The sequence below is a fragment of the Kosakonia sp. CFBP8986 genome (assembly GCF_034044935.1).
Classification (GTDB): domain Bacteria; phylum Pseudomonadota; class Gammaproteobacteria; order Enterobacterales; family Enterobacteriaceae; genus Kosakonia; species Kosakonia cowanii.
Genome location: NZ_JAXCXB010000005.1, coordinates 468,925 through 486,858, shown reverse-complemented (window position 1 = coordinate 486,858; position 17,934 = coordinate 468,925). Strand labels below are relative to the sequence as shown.

Below are 17,934 nucleotides of genomic sequence, written 5' to 3'. Positions count from 1 at the left end.
ACTAAAGTCCCGGAAAATAGATCCGTTATAGTAATAAGTGCAGTCAATCAAAAAGGAGAGGCTATGAGCCGATTTACAGGCGTTGCCGCCGCGTTGTTGCTGATCGCATCGGGCAGCGCGCTGGCGGATCGCTACCCGTCGCCGGGTGTGGAAGTGAATGTGCCGGCTGAAGTATTCAGCAGCGGCGGGCAGACGCAAACGACACAGCCCTGCATGCAGTGCTGCGTCTACGGCAATCAAAATTACAGCGAAGGATCGGTGATCAAAATGGAAGGGGTGCTGCTGCAGTGCCAGCGCGATGAGCGCACGATTTCCACTAATCCGCTGGTGTGGCGTCGCGTAAAACCCTGAACGCCTCCAGTAGGGGGATATCCGCCGGAGCCAGCGCATAGGTGAGGGCGTCGGCGGGTGTCACCCACGCAAGCTCACTGTGATAATGGTGCGTTGGCTCGCCTGCAAAGGTGTGCACGTGCCAGGCGTGAAGCGTAATCAGCCGCCCGGAGACTTCGCGCTGGTGGCTGGCAACAAAGCGCGCCGGAACCGCCTCGATACCCAACTCTTCACGCAGCTCGCGCACCAGCGCCTGCGGCTGCGTTTCACCCGCTTCCACTTTGCCGCCTGCGAACTCCCATAAGCCGGGTTGATCCGCGTGCGGCGGGCGTTGCGCGAGCAGAATATGGCCGTCGCGCTCAATGATGGCGGCGACCACGTCGATGCTCTTTGGCGTCTGCGTCATCAGAGTTTGAACGTCGCCCAGACTGGTGCATGGTCAGAGGGTTTTTCCATGCCGCGGATATCGTAATCGATGCCGGTCTCAATGCAGCGCTCCGCCAGCGGCTGGCTCGCCATCAGCAGATCGATACGCAGCCCGCGGTTATCATCAAAGCCTCTTGAGCGGTAATCGAACCATGAGAAGCGATCCGTGGTGTCCGGGTTGGCTTCGCGGTAGGTATCCACCAGCCCCCAGTTTTTCAGGCGTTCCATCCACTCACGCTCTTCCGGCAGGAAGGAACATTTGCCGGCACGCAGCCAGCGTTTACGGCTCTCTTCCCCGATCCCAATATCAAGATCCGTCGGGCTGATATTCATATCGCCCATAATCAGCACCGGGTTCTCGCGCTTCAGTTCGGTATCGAGGAAGTGTTGCAGATCCCGGTAGAACTTCTCTTTTGCCGGGAACTTGGTCGGATGGTCGCGGCTTTCGCCCTGCGGGAAGTAGCCGTTAATTACTGTGATATTGCCAAGCGGGGAGGGGATCTCCGCCATGATAATGCGGCGCTGTGCCTCTTCGTCATCTTCCGGGAAGCCGCGACGCACCAGAACCGGCGTCTCTTTGGTCAGCAACGCCACGCCGTAGTGACCCTTCTGGCCGTGATAAAAGACGTTGTAACCGAGACGCGCCACCTCTTCGAGGGGGAACATATCGTCATGGACTTTCGTCTCCTGCAAACCGATCACATCGGGCTGGTGTTGTTCGACGAGTGCCTGAAGCTGGTGGGGTCTGGCGCGCAGGCCGTTGATATTGAACGAGACAAATTTCATAGTCGCAGCCACTTAATGGGGTGAAAGATGCAGGAATGTTATCAGAGTTTACTTTCAATCACTGCCACTTATTCCGAAGCTCATCGCGTCTGCGCAAAAATCAGGCCAGCTGCCTCTTTTCAGGGCGCGCTGCGCCAAAATGGGGCGTTCTGGCAGAATTGATTTCGAGGACAGTCACAGTTCCAGAATTAAATTTCATAAATGCATAAACTATCGCTAAATCCCGCCCTGCTTCGCCGCAATATCTAAAATTATTCACTTTTTATGCATGATAAGTGAATAGCGGTCGGTTGTAAGTTATTGAAATAACGTTCTTGTACACCGTTTATGCATTTTTCCCTCTGGCTGGCACGAAGCGTGCAATCTACATTAAGGGCGAAAACGTCATTTTTATTAACATTTATTCAACTATTTATTTACCGGTGAGGTCGCTATGTCTCTGTCTGTTACGCGTGAAAATTTCGATCAATGGATGCTGCCGGTCTATGCGCCTGCGCCGTTTATCCCGGTTCGCGGCGAGGGCTCACGTCTGTGGGATCAGCAGGGCACGGAGTATATTGACTTCGCTGGCGGCATTGCGGTTAACGCGCTGGGCCATGCTAACCCGGTGCTGTGCAAAGCATTAAGCGAGCAGGCAGCGAAGTTCTGGCATACCGGCAATGGATACACCAACGAGCCGGCGCTGCGGCTGGCAAAACGGCTGATTGATGCCACCTTCGCCGACCGCATCTTCTTTTGTAACTCCGGGGCGGAAGCCAACGAAGCGGCGCTGAAACTGGCGCGTAAATATGCCCACGACACCTTTGGCGCGCAGAAGAGCGGCATTGTCGCCTTCAAAAATGCCTTCCACGGGCGCACGCTCTTTACCGTCAGCGCCGGTGGTCAGCCCGCCTATTCGCAGGATTTCGCGCCGCTGCCGCCGCAGATCCAGCATGCCACCTTTAACGATCTCGCCTCTGCCAGCGCCCTGATTAACGACGACACCTGCGCGGTGATTGTTGAGCCGATGCAGGGTGAGGGCGGCGTAGTGCCTGCCGATCCAGCCTTTTTACAGGGGCTGCGCGAGATCTGCTCCCGCCACAATGCACTGCTGATTTTTGATGAAGTGCAGACCGGCGTCGGCCGCACCGGCGAACTCTATGCCTATATGCACTATGGGGTGACGCCGGATGTGTTAACCACCGCAAAAGCGCTCGGCGGCGGCTTCCCGATTGGCGCGATGCTCACTACCGAAACCTTCGGCAAGGTGATGAATGTCGGCACCCACGGCACCACCTATGGCGGTAACCCGCTGGCGGGCGCGGTGGCAGGCGCGCTGCTTGATACCGTCAACACCCCACAAATGCTCAACGGCGTGAAACAGCGCCACGAGTGGTTCACCGAACAGCTTAACGCCATCAACGCCCGCCACCTGCTTTTCAGCGATATTCGCGGCCTTGGGCTGTTAATCGGCTGCCAGCTGGTGCCCGCCTTCAGCGGTAAAGCGAAGCAGATCTCCCAGCTGGCGGCAGCGGAAGGGGTAATGGTGCTGATTGCCGGTGGCAACGTGCTGCGTTTCGCCCCGGCGCTGAACATCAGCGAAGAGGAGGTGCGCATCGGCCTTGAGCGCTTTGCCCGCGCCTGTGAAAAATTCCTCTCGGAGAGCACAACATGATGGTGATTCGTCCGGTCGCAGCAAGCGATCTCTCAGCCCTGATGAAACTCGCTGGCAAAACCGGCGGCGGTTTAACGTCCCTGCCCGCCGATGAGGCAACCCTGGCGGCGCGTATTGAGCGCGCCCGCCAGACCTGGCAAGGCACGCTGCCGAAGGGCGAGCAGGGCTATGTCTTTGTGCTGGAAGATACCCAGAGCGGCGAAGTGGGCGGCATCTGCGCCATTGAGGTCGCCGTCGGGCTTAACGACCCGTGGTACAACTACCGCGTCGGCACTCAGGTGCACGCCTCGAAAGAGCTGAATGTCTACAACGCGCTGCCGACGCTGTTTCTCAGTAACGATCACACCGGCAGCAGCGAGCTTTGCACCCTGTTTCTCGACCCAGCCTGGCGCAAAGCGGGCAACGGCTACCTGTTGTCGAAATCGCGCTTTATGTTTATGGCGGCGTTTCGCGATCGCTTCAATGAGAAAGTGGTTGCCGAAATGCGCGGGGTGATTGATGAGCACGGCTACTCCCCCTTCTGGGAGAGCGTTGGTAAGCGCTTCTTCTCGATGGAGTTCAGCCGCGCGGATTATCTCTGCGGCACCGGGCAGAAAGCCTTTATCGCCGAGCTAATGCCGAAACACCCGATCTATACCCACTTCCTCACGGAAGAGGCGCAGTCGGTGATTGGTCACGTCCATCCGCAGACCGCGCCTGCGCGCGCGGTGCTGGAGAAAGAGGGGTTCCGCTACCGCAACTATGTCGACATCTTTGATGGCGGGCCGACGCTGGAGTGCGATATCGACCGCGTGCGGGCGATCCGCAAAAGCCGGCTGGTGGCGGTTGGTGAAGGGCAACGCGCACCGGGCGAGTGGCCGGCCTGCATGGTGTCGAATGAGCGCTATGACGATTTTCGCGCCATGCTGATCAATGTTGACCCGCAAACTGAACGGTTGCTGCTGTCGGCGGGCGAGCTGGATGCGCTGAAGTGTCAGCCCGGCGATAGCGTCCGGTTGGTGCGCCTGTGTGCGGAAGATAAGAGTGGTGAGGAGAGAGCGCAATGAGCTTATGGATCAACGGTGAGTGGATTAAGGGCCAGGGTGCACGGCGGGAGAAAAGTAACCCGGTGAACCACGACGTGCTGTGGCAGGGCTTTGATGCGGACAGCGCCCAGGTCGAGTCGGCTTACCAGGCCGCGCGCGCCGCTTTCCCCGCCTGGGCGCGCCAGCCCTTTAGCGCCCGCCAGGCGATCGTGGAGAAATTTGCCGCGCTGCTGGAGAGTAATAAAGAAGAGCTGACAACGATCATCGCCCGCGAAACGGGTAAACCGCGCTGGGAAGCCGCCACCGAAATCACTGCGATGATTAACAAAGCGGCCATCTCGGTGAAGGCGTATCACGCGCGCACCGGCGAACAGCAGACGGAGATGGCAGACGGCGCGGCAACCCTGCGTCATCGCCCGCACGGCGTGCTGGCGGTGTTTGGCCCCTATAACTTCCCCGGCCACCTGCCGAACGGGCATATTATCCCGGCACTGCTGGCGGGCAATACGCTGCTGTTTAAACCGAGCGAGCTGACGCCGTGGATTGGCGAAGCGGTGGTGAAACTGTGGCAGCAGGCGGGCTTACCGGCTGGTGTGCTTAACTTATTGCAGGGCGGGCGGGAAACTGGCCAGGCGCTGAGCGCGCTGCCTGGGCTGGACGGGCTGCTGTTTACCGGCAGTGCCAATACTGGCTATCAGCTGCATCGCCAGCTGGCGGGTCAGCCAGAGAAGATCCTCGCGCTGGAGATGGGCGGCAATAACCCGCTGATTGTTGAAGATCCTGATGATATTGATGCCGCGGTGCACCTGGCGATCCAGTCCGCCTTTGTTACCGCCGGCCAGCGCTGCACCTGCGCGCGGCGGCTGCTGGTGAAGCGCTCAGCGGCGGGCGACGCCTTCCTGAAGCGGTTGGTGGAGGTCGCCAGCAAGCTGATACCGGCTGCCTGGGACGCCGAGCCGCAGCCCTTTTTCGGCGGGCTGATCTCACCCCAGGCGGCGGAGCAGGTCTATCACGCCTGGCAGGAGCATGAAGCGCGCGGCGGCAAAACCTTACTGGCTCCGCGTCTGCTGGCGGCGGGCACCTCTCTGCTGACGCCGGGCATTATTGAGATGACCGCGGTGGGCAACGTGCCTGATGAAGAGGTGTTTGGCCCGCTGCTCTGCGTCTGGCGCTATGACGACTTTGATGATGCGATTACGCTTGCGAACAACACGCGTTATGGCCTCGCCTGCGGCCTGATTTCGCCGCAGCGGGAGAAGTTTGATCGCCTGCTGTTGGAGGCGCGCGCCGGGATCGTTAACTGGAACAAGCCGTTAACCGGTGCGGCGAGCACTGCGCCGTTTGGCGGCGTTGGTGCGTCCGGCAACCATCGCGCCAGCGCCTGGTATGCGGCGGATTACTGCGCCTGGCCGATGGCGAGCCTTGAGACGGCAGATCTGACTCTGCCGCAAAGCCTCAGCCCGGGGCTGGGTCATTTGCGTGAGGAGCAGCCATGAGCGCGCGTGAAGTAAACTTTGATGGCCTGGTCGGGCTGACGCACCACTACGCGGGCCTATCCTTTGGTAATGAAGCCTCGACCAAACACCGTTTTCAGCGCTCCAACCCGAAGCTCGCGGCGAAGCAGGGGCTTTTGAAGATGAAAGCGCTGGCGGATGCCGGCTTTCCGCAGGCGGTTATTCCGCCTCACGAGCGCCCGAACATTGCTGCGTTACGCCAGTTAGGTTTTTGCGGCAGCGATGAGCAGGTCGTTGAAAAAGCGGCAACCCAGGCCCCGGAGCTGCTCTCCGCTGCCAGCTCTGCCTCGGCGATGTGGGTGGCGAATGCCGCCACCGTCTGCCCGTCGGCAGATGCCGAGGATGGCAAAGTCCACCTGACGGTGGCGAACCTGAACAATAAGTTCCACCGCTCAATCGAAGCGCCGACCACCGAAGCGCTGCTGCGGGCGATTTTCCGCGATCCCCACACCTTCAGCGTACACGGCGCGCTGCCGCAAGTGGCGCGTTTTGGTGACGAGGGGGCCGCTAACCATAACCGCTTCGGCGGCGAGTATGGCGATGCGGGGGTGCAGCTCTTTGTGTATGGCCGCGAAGAGGGCAACGAACTGGCTCCCGGGCGTTATCCGGCGCGCCAGACGCTGGAGGCAAGCCAGGCGGTGGCCCGCCTCAACCAGGTGCGTGCGCATCAGGTGGTCTATGCTCAGCAAAACCCGGAAGTTATCGATCTGGGCGTATTCCATAATGATGTGATTGCGGTCTCCAACCGCCAGTTGCTTTTCTGCCACGAGCAGGCGTTTGCCGGGCAGCCTCAACTGCTGGCAGAGCTTGCGGCAAAAGTGCCGGGCTTTATGGCGATCGAAGTGCCGCAACAGGCGGTATCGGTCACAGACGCAGTGGCAACTTACCTGTTTAATAGTCAATTATTGAGCCATGATGATGGGCGCATGACGCTGGTGTTGCCGCAGGAGTCGCAGGAGCATGCGGGCGTCTGGCGTTACCTCAACGACCTGCTGGCGCAGGATAACCCGATTAGCGCCCTTAAGGTCTTCGATCTGCGCGAAAGTATGGCGAACGGCGGCGGGCCAGCCTGCCTGCGTTTGCGGGTGGTGTTGAGCGAGGTGGAACAGCGGGCGGTCAACCCGGCGGTGATGATGAACGATACGTTGTTTACCGCGCTTAATGCGTGGGTAGACAAATACTATCGCGACCGTCTCACGCAGGCCGATTTAGCCGATCCGCAGCTGTTGCGCGAAGGGCGAGAAGCGCTGGATCGCCTCACTCAACTGTTGGATCTCGGGTCGGTTTATCCTTTTCAGCGTTAAGCGGAGGCGGTATGGAGAACTTTCTGGCAGCAACCATTGCGGGCGATATTCCACGCAAGATGTCCGGTGAAGCGGGCGGAATTCACTGGTTGTGGCATGAGCAGGGGATCCTCGAGCTGGTGCCGCCGCAGCCGGTAGGGCGTTCGCTGGTGATCTCCTGCGCCATTCACGGCAATGAGACGGCGCCGGTGGAGCTTATCGATCAGCTCCTGCACAACCTCTTTTCCGGTGAGCAGCCGCTGACCTGGCGACTGCTGATTATTCTTGGCAATCCGCAGGCGCTGGCGCAGGGTAAGCGCTATATCAAAAGCGATCTCAACCGCATGTTTGGCGGGCGCTGGCAGCAGCTTCCGCCCAGTGATGAAACCATCCGCGCGGCGCAGCTTGAGCGGGCGGTGACGCACTTTTTCTCTGAAGGGGACGAGACGCGCTGGCATCTTGATCTGCATACCGCCATTCGCGGCTCGCACCATGTGCGTTTTGGTGTCCTGCCGCAGCGCGCCACGCCGTGGGATGAAGCTTTCCTGACGTGGCTCGGCGCGGCCGGGCTTGAAGCGCTGGTGTTCCATCAGGCACCTGGCGGAACTTTTACCCACTTCAGCTGTGAATCCTTCGACGCGCTTTCCTGCACGCTGGAGCTGGGCAAAGCGCTGCCGTTTGGTGCCAACGATCTGAGCCAGTTTCAGCGCACCGCCTGGGCTTTGGCGGCGCTGCTTGCCGGCGAGCCCGCGCCTGATACCGAGCATCCTCCGCTGCGTTACCGGGTGGTGCAGCAACTCACCCGGCGCAGCGAGGCGTTTACCCTCTATATGGACAATGAGACGCTGAACTTTACCCCGTTCAGCGAGGGGACGCTGCTGGCAGAGGATCGCGGCGAGCGCTATGTGGTGACGCACCCGCAGGAGTATGTGCTGTTTCCCAACCCCAATGTCGAGGTTGGATTACGCGCCGGATTAATGCTGGAAAAAATAGCGTAGCGTTAAGCCCTGCCACCGCAGGGCTTATTTTTGAACTCTCAATCTATTACGGAATTATCTTGTTGAGTGCTGAAAAAAATAGCATACTCAGGTTTTGCTTATCTCCATAAAAAACTTATATTTCAGTCGCTTGTTTATTTTTATTTCCACTCTTCACCGTTTATCCTTATTTCCTTCATATTTGATTAAAATCTCACTTTTACACTTTCACTGTTTTACCATCGCTCTGATTAATTGACGCTTGAAGCGCTAAAGTGATTAACGTCAACACGGCAACCGCCGTATATAAAACTGAAGTAAGGAAGAATATTATGCGTAAATTGACTGCCCTGTTTGTTGCCTCTACCCTGGCGTTTGGTGCTGCAAGCCTTGCGCACGCTGATGATGCTCCGGCTGCCCCGGCCGATGCCAAACCGATGATGCATCATCACAAAGGAAAAGGGCCGCACGAGATGATGTTCCAGGGCCTGAACCTGACCGATGCGCAGAAAACGCAAATCCGCGACATTATGAAGAGCCAGCGTGAAGAGATGAAACGTCCGCCAGTAGAAGAACTGCGCGCGATGCACGAGATTGTTGCCAGCGACAGCTTCGATAAAGCTAAAGCTGAAGCGCAAATCAATAAGATGGATGAGCAGCGCAAAGCCGACATGCTCAAACATATGGAAACGCAGAACAAGATTTACAACATTCTGACGCCGGATCAGAAAAAACAGTTCAATGCCAATTTTGAGAAGCGTCTGACAGAACGTCCTGCCGCAGGCGATAAAATGCCTCCTGCACCGGCTGAATAATTTAGTCGACCCCTCTTAAGACCGCCGGTTTTGCCCATCGCCAGTAGCACATGATGGGCAGAACCGGCGGTTTTTTCTCGCCTGCCTCTTGCCAGCCGCTACCGGCGCGGTATCCTCGTTGTTCCTGTGTGCCCGAAGTTGCTACTTATCTGAAGTTTATACTTTTTTACATCTCTGGTTACGTCGTAGCCTAAGGCATCGCTGCCTGGCTGCCGATAACCTGTTTATAGCAATGTGAACAAGAACAAGAATGCACGCTGTTTCAGAAGCAGCGGCGCAGCGTATCGCTGTGCTATTCAGGAGTGATGATGGAATTCTTTGATATTCGCAAAATGCCGGTCAATCTCTGGCGAAATGGCGCAGGCGAAACGCGCGAGATTTGCTGCTTTCCGCCTGCTACCCGCGAATTTAACTGGCGCGCCAGCATTGCCTCGCTGGCCGGAAACGGCGAGTTTACGCCGTTTCCCGGCGTCGATCGCGTGATCACCCTGATTGAGGGTGGAGAAGTGACGCTTAACGGCGGCAGCGTGCGCCATACGTTGAAACGCCACCAGCCCTTCACCTTCGCCGGGGATCAGCCGGTCAAAGCCGAGCTTTGCGAAGGCCGCATGTCGATGGATTTTAATATTATGACCCGCCGCGATCGCTGCCAGGCGAACGTGCGCATCGCCGATCGCACCTTTACCACCTTCGGCTCACGCGGCGGGGTGGTGTTTGTGCTGAGCGGCGCATGGCAGCTGGGCGATAAACTGCTCACCGCCGATCAGGGCGCCTGCTGGCAGGAGGGGAGGCAGACCCTGCGGCTGCTACGCGCCGAAGGGCAGTTACTCTTTAGCGAAATCACGTGGCTGGCCGGGCACTAAGCCAGCTCGACGATCTCGTGTTCACCCGACAGCAGCGGTTTACACAGAATTTTATAGCCATCGTGATCGAAGCCGGCGGGCGTGCGCAGCAAGGCTGCCGCTTCGCCTGGCGTATTGACCGAACCCAGCCAGAGCCAGTTATGGATGATGTGATACTGCGTCATCTCGCCAAAGCTCTCTTTTAATCCGATCGGGCCCTGCCACGGCCAGCACACCAGCTGCATGCGCGCCATCGCGGCGAGAAAACGGCTGTTATGCTCTTCAACGCTCTCTTTTCCGCAGCAGGCACCGGCGCAGCGCTTTAACGCCGAGCGAAAACAGGGGCGGCCACGGCTGAGCGGTTCAAGACCGAGCAGGCCGTAACAGAGCTTCTCTTCATCAGCAATGGATTGTAGCGCCTGCAGCGCCGTGCGCCGGTTAGCAAACAGACCAAAAAGATGAGGGGAAGAGGAGAAATCCACTTCGCGGGCGTAAACCACCTGCGGTTTACCTTCCTCCACGCGCAGCGAACAGAGCTGGCGATTACGGCGCAGGCGTTTATTAAACAGCGGCTGCTGCTCTTTAATAAGCCTGGCTTCCAGCAGCAGCGCGCCAATCTCACCGGCGGTGCAGATCCAGCTAACGCGACGAGACTGGCGCAGCATGGAGGCTTCATCCGGGGTGCGAAAATGGGACATCACGCGGCTGCGAATATTGACGCTTTTGCCGATATAGAGCGGCATTGCCTCGCTGTCACCGTGAAAAATATAGACGCCAGGGTGCTTAGGCATCGCCTCAAGCCACTGACGCAGATGTTCGGGGTATTCATAGATTGCCGCCGCCTCAAATGAAAGACGCGGGGCCGATTGACGCCTTGCCACACGGAACTCCTGATACTGGTTACTTGTACAGTGTAGCAGGGTGGTTCAGGTTAAAAAAGAAACATTTGGAAAGATCAGGTAGTGCGGGTGGGAGAGTGAAGCGTTGCCGCTTCGCTTAGCAGGCCTACAGCAGATCTGTAGGCCTGAGCGGGCGTCACGGTTTACTGTTTTTTCCAGAAATCGTCAAAAATGGTGATTGGTGGACGGCGTTTATGCTCGGTCTTCACATACCAGCCCTCAATAATGCGGGCGGTTGCTTCATCCAGCGTTTTGCCTTCCAGATAATCGTCAATGTTCTCGTAGGTGACGCCGAGTGCAGCTTCATCCGGCAGAGAAGGGCGGTCATCTTCCAGATCGGCAGTCGGTGCTTTTTTATAGAGATGCTCCGGGCAGCCAAGGTGCGCCAGCAGCTGCTTGCCCTGACGCTTATTGAGGCGGAACAGCGGGTTAATATCGGTACCGCCATCGCCATACTTGGTATAGAAGCCGGTGACCGCTTCGGCGGCGTGGTCAGTTCCGACAACAATCCCTTTGCACATCCCGGCGATGCTGTACTGCGCTTTCATGCGCTCGCGCGCTTTCTCATTCCCGCGCACAAAGTCGCTCAGCTCAATACCGGTATCGCGCAGCGCCTGTTCGCTTGCCAGCACCGACGCTTTGATATTGACGGTCAGGACGCGGTCAGGTTTGATAAACGCAATCGCGTCCTGGCAATCCTGCTCGTCAGCCTGCGCGCCGTAGGGCAGACGCACGGCGATAAACTGTAACTCGCTGTCGCCGCTCTCTTCACGCAGTTCCGAGATGGCTAACTGGGAGATTTTCCCCGCCAGCGTCGAGTCCTGGCCACCGCTGATGCCAAGCACCAATGATTTAATAAAGGGATAGGTTTTCAGATACGTTTTCAGAAAATCCACGCTGCGGCGAACTTCTTCTTCGGCATTGATGGTTGGCTTGACGCCCAGTGCCTGAATAATCTCTTGTTGCAGAGCCATTAACCCCTCCGTTGTTGAATCCTGCTGTGCAGGTTGCAAATTGTTATTCATTAAACCTAACCCCTTCGTGGGAAAACGACAAGGTTCACAGTTTTGCGTGCCGTAATTTGCGCCGTTTCAGGCCGGTTACGCACTTTTATTAGATTTTTCCGAAAGATATATCATTTTCTGTCTCAAGTTGAAAAAAGCAATATTATATTCCAGGCTTAGTTAACACGCTGATACAGAAGCGGATACTAAAGAGGATGGAATATGAATAAGAATATCGCAGGAATTCTGGGCGCCGCAGCAGTACTGACTATGCTGGCAGGTTGTACCGCTTACGATCGCGCGAAAGATCAGGTTAGTCAGCCGGTCGTTAAAGATGTGAAAAAAGGGATGAGCCGCCAGCAGGTAATGCAGATTGCAGGCCGTCCGTCATCAGAAGTGAGCATGGTTCACGCTCGTGGTACCTGCCAGACCTATATCCTGGGTCAGCGTAACGGCAAAACTGAAACCTACTTCGTTGCACTGGACGAAACCGGTCACGTGCTGAACTCGGGTTATCAGACCTGTTCCGAATACGACACCGACCCGCAGGCGCCGCAGCAGCAGTCTCAGCAGAAAAAACCTCTGCAGTAATTTTTTGAATTTGCCTGAGCACACAAAAAACCGGCCATATGGCCGGTTTTTTTATGCCTTATGCCGGCACGTTATCGATCTTACTGATACGTGACCAGACGCGGTGCGCGGAAAGCTGCTCGATAAAATCTTCCACCAGCGCGGTTGAGGCAATATCGCCTTCGATGATGCCCTCTTCGCCCTGCGGGTTGACGTGGATCACCCCTTTAAACTGGCGGGCGTCACCGGCAAGACCGATAGTCTTGAGGTGCTTATAGGCTTCCAGCAGGTAGTATTTGGCATCGCCATTTTGCAGCAGCGTGCTGACATCACCGCCGGGCACAAAGACGCCATCCACCGTTAGCGAAGGTGAACCGGCAAAAGTTGCCGCCACCGGCAGGCGGGAGCCATCATCAGCCACCACTTCACCCATGCGCGAGTAGAGCAGTTTGGCGTGCACGCCTTTGTTCTTCAGCCCCTGCAACAGAGTAAGCACATCCTGCGCACGCACATTGTCATGCAGCAGCACCGCGACCACACGGCCCTTCACATCGCCATCCGGAATGGCATACAGGCTGAGGGAGGGATCTTTCTCCACGCCATTTACCGCAGGTGGCGGCGTAATATTGCACTGCTCTTCCGTCAGGGTAATACCCAGGTTCTCCGCGACGGACTGCGCCAGGTTGACATCAATATGCGCCAGCAGGTCGACCACGCGCTCACGAATGTACGGACGCGCCACTTTGCTTAACTCAAAGCTGAAGGCATCAACGATGTGGCGTTGTTCAAACGGCGTCTGGCTTAGCCAGAAGAGGCGCGGATGGGCGTAGTACTCGCCAAATGAGGGGCTGCGCTCGCGCACTTTATGCCCTTCAACACGCTCCTGATAGCTCTCAAACCCGCCGCGTTTCGGCCCCGGCGGCGTTTCGCGCGGCCAGTTATCGTTGATAGAGTTCGGCTCATAGTTGGCCGGATTGGTGTCGATATCCATCCGGTGCATGCCGTCACGCTGGAAGTTGTGGTACGGGCAGGTCGGGCGGTTAATCGGAATTTCGTGGAAATTCGGCCCGCCGAGACGGCTGATCTGCGTATCGGTATAGGAGAAGAGGCGCCCCTGCAACAGCGGATCGTTGGTGAAATCCAGCCCAGGCACAATATGGCCCGGATGGAAGGCCACCTGTTCGTTTTCGGCAAAGAAGTTATCCGGGTTGCGATTGAGCACCATTTTGCCGACCCGCTGCACCGGCACCAGCGCTTCCGGGATCAGTTTGGTCGGGTCGAGCAGGTCGAAATCGAACTTGAACTCATCCTCTTCCGGGATCAGCTGTAGCCCCAGTTCATATTCCGGGTAGTCGCCCGCTTCAATCGCTTCCCACAGTTCACGACGGTGGAAGTCCGGATCGCGCCCGGTCAGCTTCTGCGACTCATCCCACACCAGCGACGCCTTACCCGCCAGCGGTTTCCAGTGGAAGCGTACAAAGGTCGCTTTCCCTTCGGCGTTAATCAAACGGAAGGTGTGGATACCAAACCCTTCCATGGTGCGATAGCTGCGCGGAATGCCGCGATCCGACATCGCCCACATCACGTTATGCAGGGTTTCTGGTTGCAGAGAGACGTAATCCCAGAAGGTGTCGTGCGCGCTCTGGCCCTGCGGAATAGCCCAGTGTGGCTCCGGTTTCACCGCATGGACAAAGTCGGGGAATTTGTGCGCATCCTGCAAGAAGAAGATCGGCGTGTTGTTACCGACCAGATCGAAGATACCCTCTTCGGTGTAGAACTTGGTGGCGAAACCACGAATATCACGCACGGTATCCGCTGAACCGGCACCGCCCTGTACGGTCGAGAAGCGCACAAATACAGGGGTGATCTTTTCCGGGTCGGAGAGGAAATCGGCCTTGGTGACATCTTGCAGGCTGCGGTAGGGCTGGAAGTAACCGTGCGCCGCCGAGCCGCGCGCATGCACGATACGTTCAGGGATGCGCTCATGGTCAAAATGGGTGATCTTCTCGCGCAGGATAAAATCTTCCAGCAGCGTCGGGCCGCGCGAGCCTGCGCGCAACGAGTTTTGATCGTCGCTGATGCGCACGCCCTGGTTAGTGGTCAGCGCGGCATTCTCGCCGCCCTTGCGGAACGGCTCCAGCGCATTCAATTTCTCATTGGCGGTATCGGGTGATTTCAGGCTGCCTGGTGCGGTGGGCTCTTCACCGGGTGCGGTCGGTTTTGGTGAAGGGCGGTGGGAATTATCGGATGGTGCGAGGGAATCCAGTCCCGGGCGGGCTTCGTTTTCATCATCAACCGGGGCGCGGGAAGGTTGCGTCTCTTTCTCATGCTGCGACATTGAACTCGTCTCCTGTTTTCCATGACTAAAAAGGCAGGTTATTGCCATTAACCCTTCTAACTATAGAACAATGTCCCGGTCGCGCCCGTTTACCGGCCCGGCCTTGAAAACAGGCAGAGAAGCTCACGCCAGGCGCGACGCGCGGGGTCACAATCGGCTATCATTGGCTTTCGTGTGTGTGAAATTTGTCTTTAGTGAATGCATCGCTTATGAAAACGCTTCGTCAACAGAATCGAGTCATTATCAGCTATGTCCCGCGCGTCGAACCGGCGCCCCCCGACCATGCGTCAAAGGTCGAAGGTTATCGTGATGTCTGGAGGCTGCGCGCTAAATATGTCGCGTTTGTGTTGATGGGCGAGAATTTTCGCCGCTCGCCGACCTTCACTACGCCGGATGCGGCACAGCGCTGGGCGACGCAGATGCGTCAGGAAGGCGAGATAGAGGAATAAAAAAAACGCCTGCAGTGTGCAGGCGTTTTTATTTTTTTACACGTGAAGCTTAGCGATGCGCCAGTTCGGCGTGCTCTTCGCTGTCCAGAATGGTTTTATCTGTCTGCTTCAGCCACTGGCTGGTCAAAGTCCCGGCGGTCATGGAGCCGCTCACGTTCAGCGCGGTACGGCCCATATCGATCAGCGGTTCGACGGAGATCAGCAGCGCAACCAGCGTAACCGGCAGGCCAAGCGCCGGCAGCACAATCAGCGCGGCGAAGGTAGCGCCGCCGCCCACGCCCGCCACACCGGCAGAACTGATGGTGACAATACCGACCAGCGTGGCGATCCACATCGGATCCAGCGGGTTGATGCCGACCGTTGGTGCAACCATCACCGCCAGCATTGCCGGGTAGAGACCCGCACAGCCATTCTGGCCGATGGTCGCGCCAAAGGAGGCTGAGAAGCTGGCAATCGACTCCGGTACGCCAAGGCGACGGGTCTGCGCTTCTACATTCAGCGGAATAGAGGCGGCGCTGGAGCGGCTGGTAAAGGCGAAGGTCAGCACCGGCCACACTTTACGGAAGAACTTCAGCGGGCTGACGCCATTCACGCCCAGCAGCACGCCATGTACCACGAACATAATGCCGAGGCCGAGGTAAGAGGCGATAACAAAGCTGCCCAGCTTGATGATGTCGTGGATGTTGGAGCCAGCAACCACTTTGGTCATCAGCGCCAGCACGCCGTACGGCGTCAGCTGCATCACCAGACGCACCAGCTTCATCACCCAGCTCTGCAGCGTGTCGATGGCGGTCAGCACGCGCTGGCCCTTCGGCGCATCATCTTTCAGCAGCTTCAGCGCGGCAACGCCGAGGAAAGCGGCAAAGATAACGATGCTGATGATTGAGGTCGGGCTTGCGCCAGTCAGATCGGCAAACGGGTTTTTCGGCACAAACGACAGCAGCAGCTGCGGCACGGTCAGATCGGCCAGTTTGCCCACGTAGTTGCTCTGGATGGCATTCAGACGCGCGGTTTCTGCGCTGCCCTGCACCAGCCCTTCAGCGGTAAGACCAAACAGATTGGTCACCAGCACACCGACCAGCGCGGCGATAAGCGTGGTAAACAGCAGCGTGCCGATGGTGAGGAAACTAATTTTGCCCAATTGCGAGGCGTTGTGCAGACGTGCAACGGCGCTGAGGATCGAGGCGAAAACCAGCGGCATTACAATCATTTGCAGCAGTTGTACATAGCCGTTACCGACCACGTTAAACCACTGAATAGACTCTTTCAGCACCGGATTATCGGCACCGTAAATGGCCTGCAGCGCGAGGCCGAATGCCACGCCAAGCCCGAGACCAACCAGTACTTTCTTTGCCAGGCTCCACTGTTTGTGGCGCGCCTGCGCCAGCAAAAGCAGCAGTGCAGCGAACACGACAACGTTCGCGATTAATGGAAAATTCATCCCCGTTCTCCTGATTTCATTATATTGATGACATCAAGGTCATCCTGTGGCGCAAGGTTAGCAGAAGTGCCCGGGGCGGCTTATATCCAAATGGAATGCTTTATAGCGAAGTGTTCGAAATCGACTATTTATCGTGCAGACTGGCGATCAATAAAGCGATTGAACTCATTTTGCAGGATATTTATCGCTTCGGATGACCAGCGGATTGCACCATTTTCGGGCAGGGTTTGCGGCATCCACACGGCATAAGTGAGCAGGGCCATGCAGAGCACACGCTCCATCTGGTTACCTTTTTGTGACGCGAGAATCGGTAGTCGAAAGCGCCAGCGGCAGGGCCACAGCAGCGGCACACCGGCGGGCGTGAGCATATCTGCAACGATATGGCTAAGATAGCCGACAACCATACCCTGCAGCGCGTCCGTCGGCAGGATCCAGCTGTCAGGCACTTTTAAGGCAAAGAGGGTAAGCGCAAGAAAAACCGCCAGCAGGCTATGGGTAAACCCGCGGTGACCAAAGGCGCGCGCAACGGGTTTTGAGATCCACTTTAGCCGCTGGCCGAGGAAGGATTTCGGGTGATCGATGTCCGGCAGCAGGCAGGTGAGAATGGCTGAAGGCACAATATGCCACCAGTCGCCCTGTGCAAGTACGGGCGTCAATTCGGCATTCTTGGTAAACACCGCGCAGGCTATGGAGAAAAGCAGGTGTCCTTCCGCCGTCATGATCAAACTCGCTAAACTGTCGATGCATACAGTATAGGATGTTTGTACAGTAGGCGGAAGAGGTGACGGTGTAACTCTTTGTCACAATCCTGCTAATTTAGCGCGCCAGCCAGCCGCCATCGACCGCCAGCGTGTAACCATTTATGTAGTCAGCCGCCGAAGAGGCAAGAAAAACCGCCGCGCCCTGTAAATCCTCCGGCGTGCCCCAGCGAGCAGCGGGAATACGATCGAGGATCTCCTGATTACGTTCAGCATCTTCGCGCAACTGCTGGGTATTGTTGGTCGCCATATAGCCGGGCGCAATCGCGTTAACGTTGATATTGTGCTTCGCCCACTCATTCGCCAGCAGGCGGGTGAGGCCCATCACGCCGCTTTTTGAGGCGGTGTAAGAGGGAACGCGAATGCCGCCCTGGTAAGAGAGCATCGAGGCAATATTGATAATTTTGCCGCCGCTGCCCTGGGCGATAAATTGCCGGGCGACAGCCTGGGAGAGGAAGAAGAGCGATTTCAGGTTGAGATCCATCACCTCATCCCAATCCTTTTCGCTGAAATCGATGGCGTCACAGCGGCGGATCGTTCCGGCGTTATTGATGAGAATATCAAGGTGTCCCATCTTATTCACCGCTTCATCGACAATCGAGGCCAACTGCTGCTGGTCGCGCAGGTCGGCCTGAATCGCGTGAAATCGGCGGCCGAGCACCTCGACGCGTTTTGCCGTTTCATGAGGGATTTTCCGGTTAACACCGACAATATCGCAGCCTGCTTCCGCCAGCCCTATTGCCATTCCCTGGCCCAGACCGGTATCGCATCCGGTTACAAGAGCCACTTTATCCGTTAGCTTAAAAGCATCCAGTATCATATC

General features: G+C 57.3%; 18 protein-coding genes. 10 read left to right on the top strand and 8 right to left on the bottom strand.

What is annotated here, in order from left to right:
• Positions 1-63 precede the first annotated feature (63 nt).
• Positions 64-351, top strand: coding sequence for a DUF1496 domain-containing protein (locus tag SOM48_RS14555; RefSeq protein ID WP_042713116.1), 288 nt, complete (start codon positions 64-66; stop codon positions 349-351).
• On the opposite strand, the gene SOM48_RS14550 is transcribed toward SOM48_RS14555, so the two are convergent.
• Together SOM48_RS14550 and xthA are read right to left on the bottom strand one after the other, a co-directional pair.
• On the bottom strand, positions 317-736 hold the full coding sequence (locus SOM48_RS14550; RefSeq protein WP_320512208.1) for a pyrimidine (deoxy)nucleoside triphosphate diphosphatase: 420 nt from the start codon (positions 734-736) through the stop codon (positions 317-319). The two genes, SOM48_RS14555 and SOM48_RS14550, sit on opposite strands and share 35 nt — an antisense overlap.
• Positions 736-1,542 (bottom strand): exodeoxyribonuclease III, encoded by an 807-nt coding sequence (xthA, locus tag SOM48_RS14545; protein WP_320512207.1) that lies wholly within the window; start codon positions 1,540-1,542, stop codon positions 736-738. The genes SOM48_RS14550 and xthA overlap by 1 nt, the downstream gene beginning before the upstream one ends.
• A 433-nt stretch (positions 1,543-1,975) precedes the next feature.
• Between xthA and astC the strand changes: the two genes are divergently transcribed.
• The 7 genes from astC to ves all read left to right on the top strand — a co-directional run bounded on the left by astC (position 1,976) and on the right by ves (position 9,673).
• On the top strand, positions 1,976-3,196 hold the full coding sequence (gene astC, locus SOM48_RS14540; protein WP_054802889.1) for a succinylornithine/acetylornithine transaminase: 1,221 nt from the start codon (positions 1,976-1,978) through the stop codon (positions 3,194-3,196).
• Entirely contained in the window at positions 3,193-4,242 is a 1,050-nt protein-coding gene (gene astA, locus SOM48_RS14535) for an arginine N-succinyltransferase (RefSeq protein ID WP_320512206.1), read from the top strand. Before astC ends, astA begins: the two co-directional genes overlap by 4 nt.
• Entirely contained in the window at positions 4,239-5,717 is a 1,479-nt protein-coding gene (gene astD, locus SOM48_RS14530; protein WP_288881936.1) for a succinylglutamate-semialdehyde dehydrogenase, read from the top strand. The genes astA and astD overlap by 4 nt, the downstream gene beginning before the upstream one ends.
• The gene (gene astB / locus SOM48_RS14525) at positions 5,714-7,039 is read left to right on the top strand and encodes an N-succinylarginine dihydrolase (protein WP_312477712.1); all 1,326 of its coding nucleotides are present in this window, start codon (positions 5,714-5,716) and stop codon (positions 7,037-7,039) included. Before astD ends, astB begins: the two co-directional genes overlap by 4 nt.
• Positions 7,040-7,050: 11 nt before the next feature.
• The gene (gene astE / locus SOM48_RS14520) at positions 7,051-8,016 is read left to right on the top strand and encodes a succinylglutamate desuccinylase (protein ID WP_128483083.1); all 966 of its coding nucleotides are present in this window, start codon (positions 7,051-7,053) and stop codon (positions 8,014-8,016) included.
• Between the two features lie 311 nt (positions 8,017-8,327).
• On the top strand, positions 8,328-8,810 hold the full coding sequence (gene spy, locus SOM48_RS14515; RefSeq protein WP_094420101.1) for an ATP-independent periplasmic protein-refolding chaperone Spy: 483 nt from the start codon (positions 8,328-8,330) through the stop codon (positions 8,808-8,810).
• 308 nt (positions 8,811-9,118) lie between these two features.
• Positions 9,119-9,673, top strand: coding sequence for an environmental stress-induced protein Ves (gene ves, locus SOM48_RS14510; RefSeq protein WP_023481716.1), 555 nt, complete (start codon positions 9,119-9,121; stop codon positions 9,671-9,673).
• On the opposite strand, the gene cho is transcribed toward ves, so the two are convergent.
• Together cho and nadE are read right to left on the bottom strand one after the other, a co-directional pair.
• Positions 9,670-10,533 (bottom strand): excinuclease Cho, encoded by an 864-nt coding sequence (cho, locus tag SOM48_RS14505; RefSeq protein ID WP_076769745.1) that lies wholly within the window; start codon positions 10,531-10,533, stop codon positions 9,670-9,672. The two genes, ves and cho, sit on opposite strands and share 4 nt — an antisense overlap.
• A 161-nt stretch (positions 10,534-10,694) precedes the next feature.
• Positions 10,695-11,525 carry an ammonia-dependent NAD(+) synthetase gene (nadE, locus tag SOM48_RS14500; RefSeq protein ID WP_023481665.1) on the bottom strand — a complete coding sequence of 277 codons (831 nt, stop codon included), beginning with the start codon at positions 11,523-11,525 and terminating at the stop codon, positions 10,695-10,697.
• 252 nt (positions 11,526-11,777) lie between these two features.
• Here nadE and osmE point away from each other — a divergent pair, with 252 nt between their 5' ends.
• Positions 11,778-12,146, top strand: coding sequence for an osmotically-inducible lipoprotein OsmE (gene osmE / locus SOM48_RS14495; protein ID WP_023481703.1), 369 nt, complete (start codon positions 11,778-11,780; stop codon positions 12,144-12,146).
• A gap of 58 nt (positions 12,147-12,204) precedes the next feature.
• On the opposite strand, the gene katE is transcribed toward osmE, so the two are convergent.
• Positions 12,205-14,463 carry a catalase HPII gene (katE, locus tag SOM48_RS14490; protein ID WP_076769746.1) on the bottom strand — a complete coding sequence of 753 codons (2,259 nt, stop codon included), beginning with the start codon at positions 14,461-14,463 and terminating at the stop codon, positions 12,205-12,207.
• 194 nt (positions 14,464-14,657) lie between these two features.
• Between katE and cedA the strand changes: the two genes are divergently transcribed.
• Positions 14,658-14,912 carry a cell division activator CedA gene (gene cedA, locus SOM48_RS14485; protein WP_258185103.1) on the top strand — a complete coding sequence of 85 codons (255 nt, stop codon included), beginning with the start codon at positions 14,658-14,660 and terminating at the stop codon, positions 14,910-14,912.
• Positions 14,913-14,961: 49 nt separating this feature from the next.
• On the opposite strand, the gene SOM48_RS14480 is transcribed toward cedA, so the two are convergent.
• From SOM48_RS14480 to kduD, 3 genes are all read right to left on the bottom strand, one after another.
• Positions 14,962-16,353, bottom strand: a complete 1,392-nt coding sequence (locus tag SOM48_RS14480; RefSeq protein ID WP_023481542.1) for an L-cystine transporter — start codon at positions 16,351-16,353, stop codon at positions 14,962-14,964.
• A gap of 128 nt (positions 16,354-16,481) precedes the next feature.
• Positions 16,482-17,072 (bottom strand): metal-dependent hydrolase, encoded by a 591-nt coding sequence (locus SOM48_RS14475; protein WP_054802883.1) that lies wholly within the window; start codon positions 17,070-17,072, stop codon positions 16,482-16,484.
• Between the two features lie 97 nt (positions 17,073-17,169).
• Positions 17,170-17,931: a 2-dehydro-3-deoxy-D-gluconate 5-dehydrogenase KduD gene (gene kduD / locus SOM48_RS14470; RefSeq protein WP_320512205.1), complete on the bottom strand. Its 762-nt coding sequence runs from the start codon at positions 17,929-17,931 to the stop codon at positions 17,170-17,172.
• Positions 17,932-17,934 lie beyond the last annotated feature (3 nt).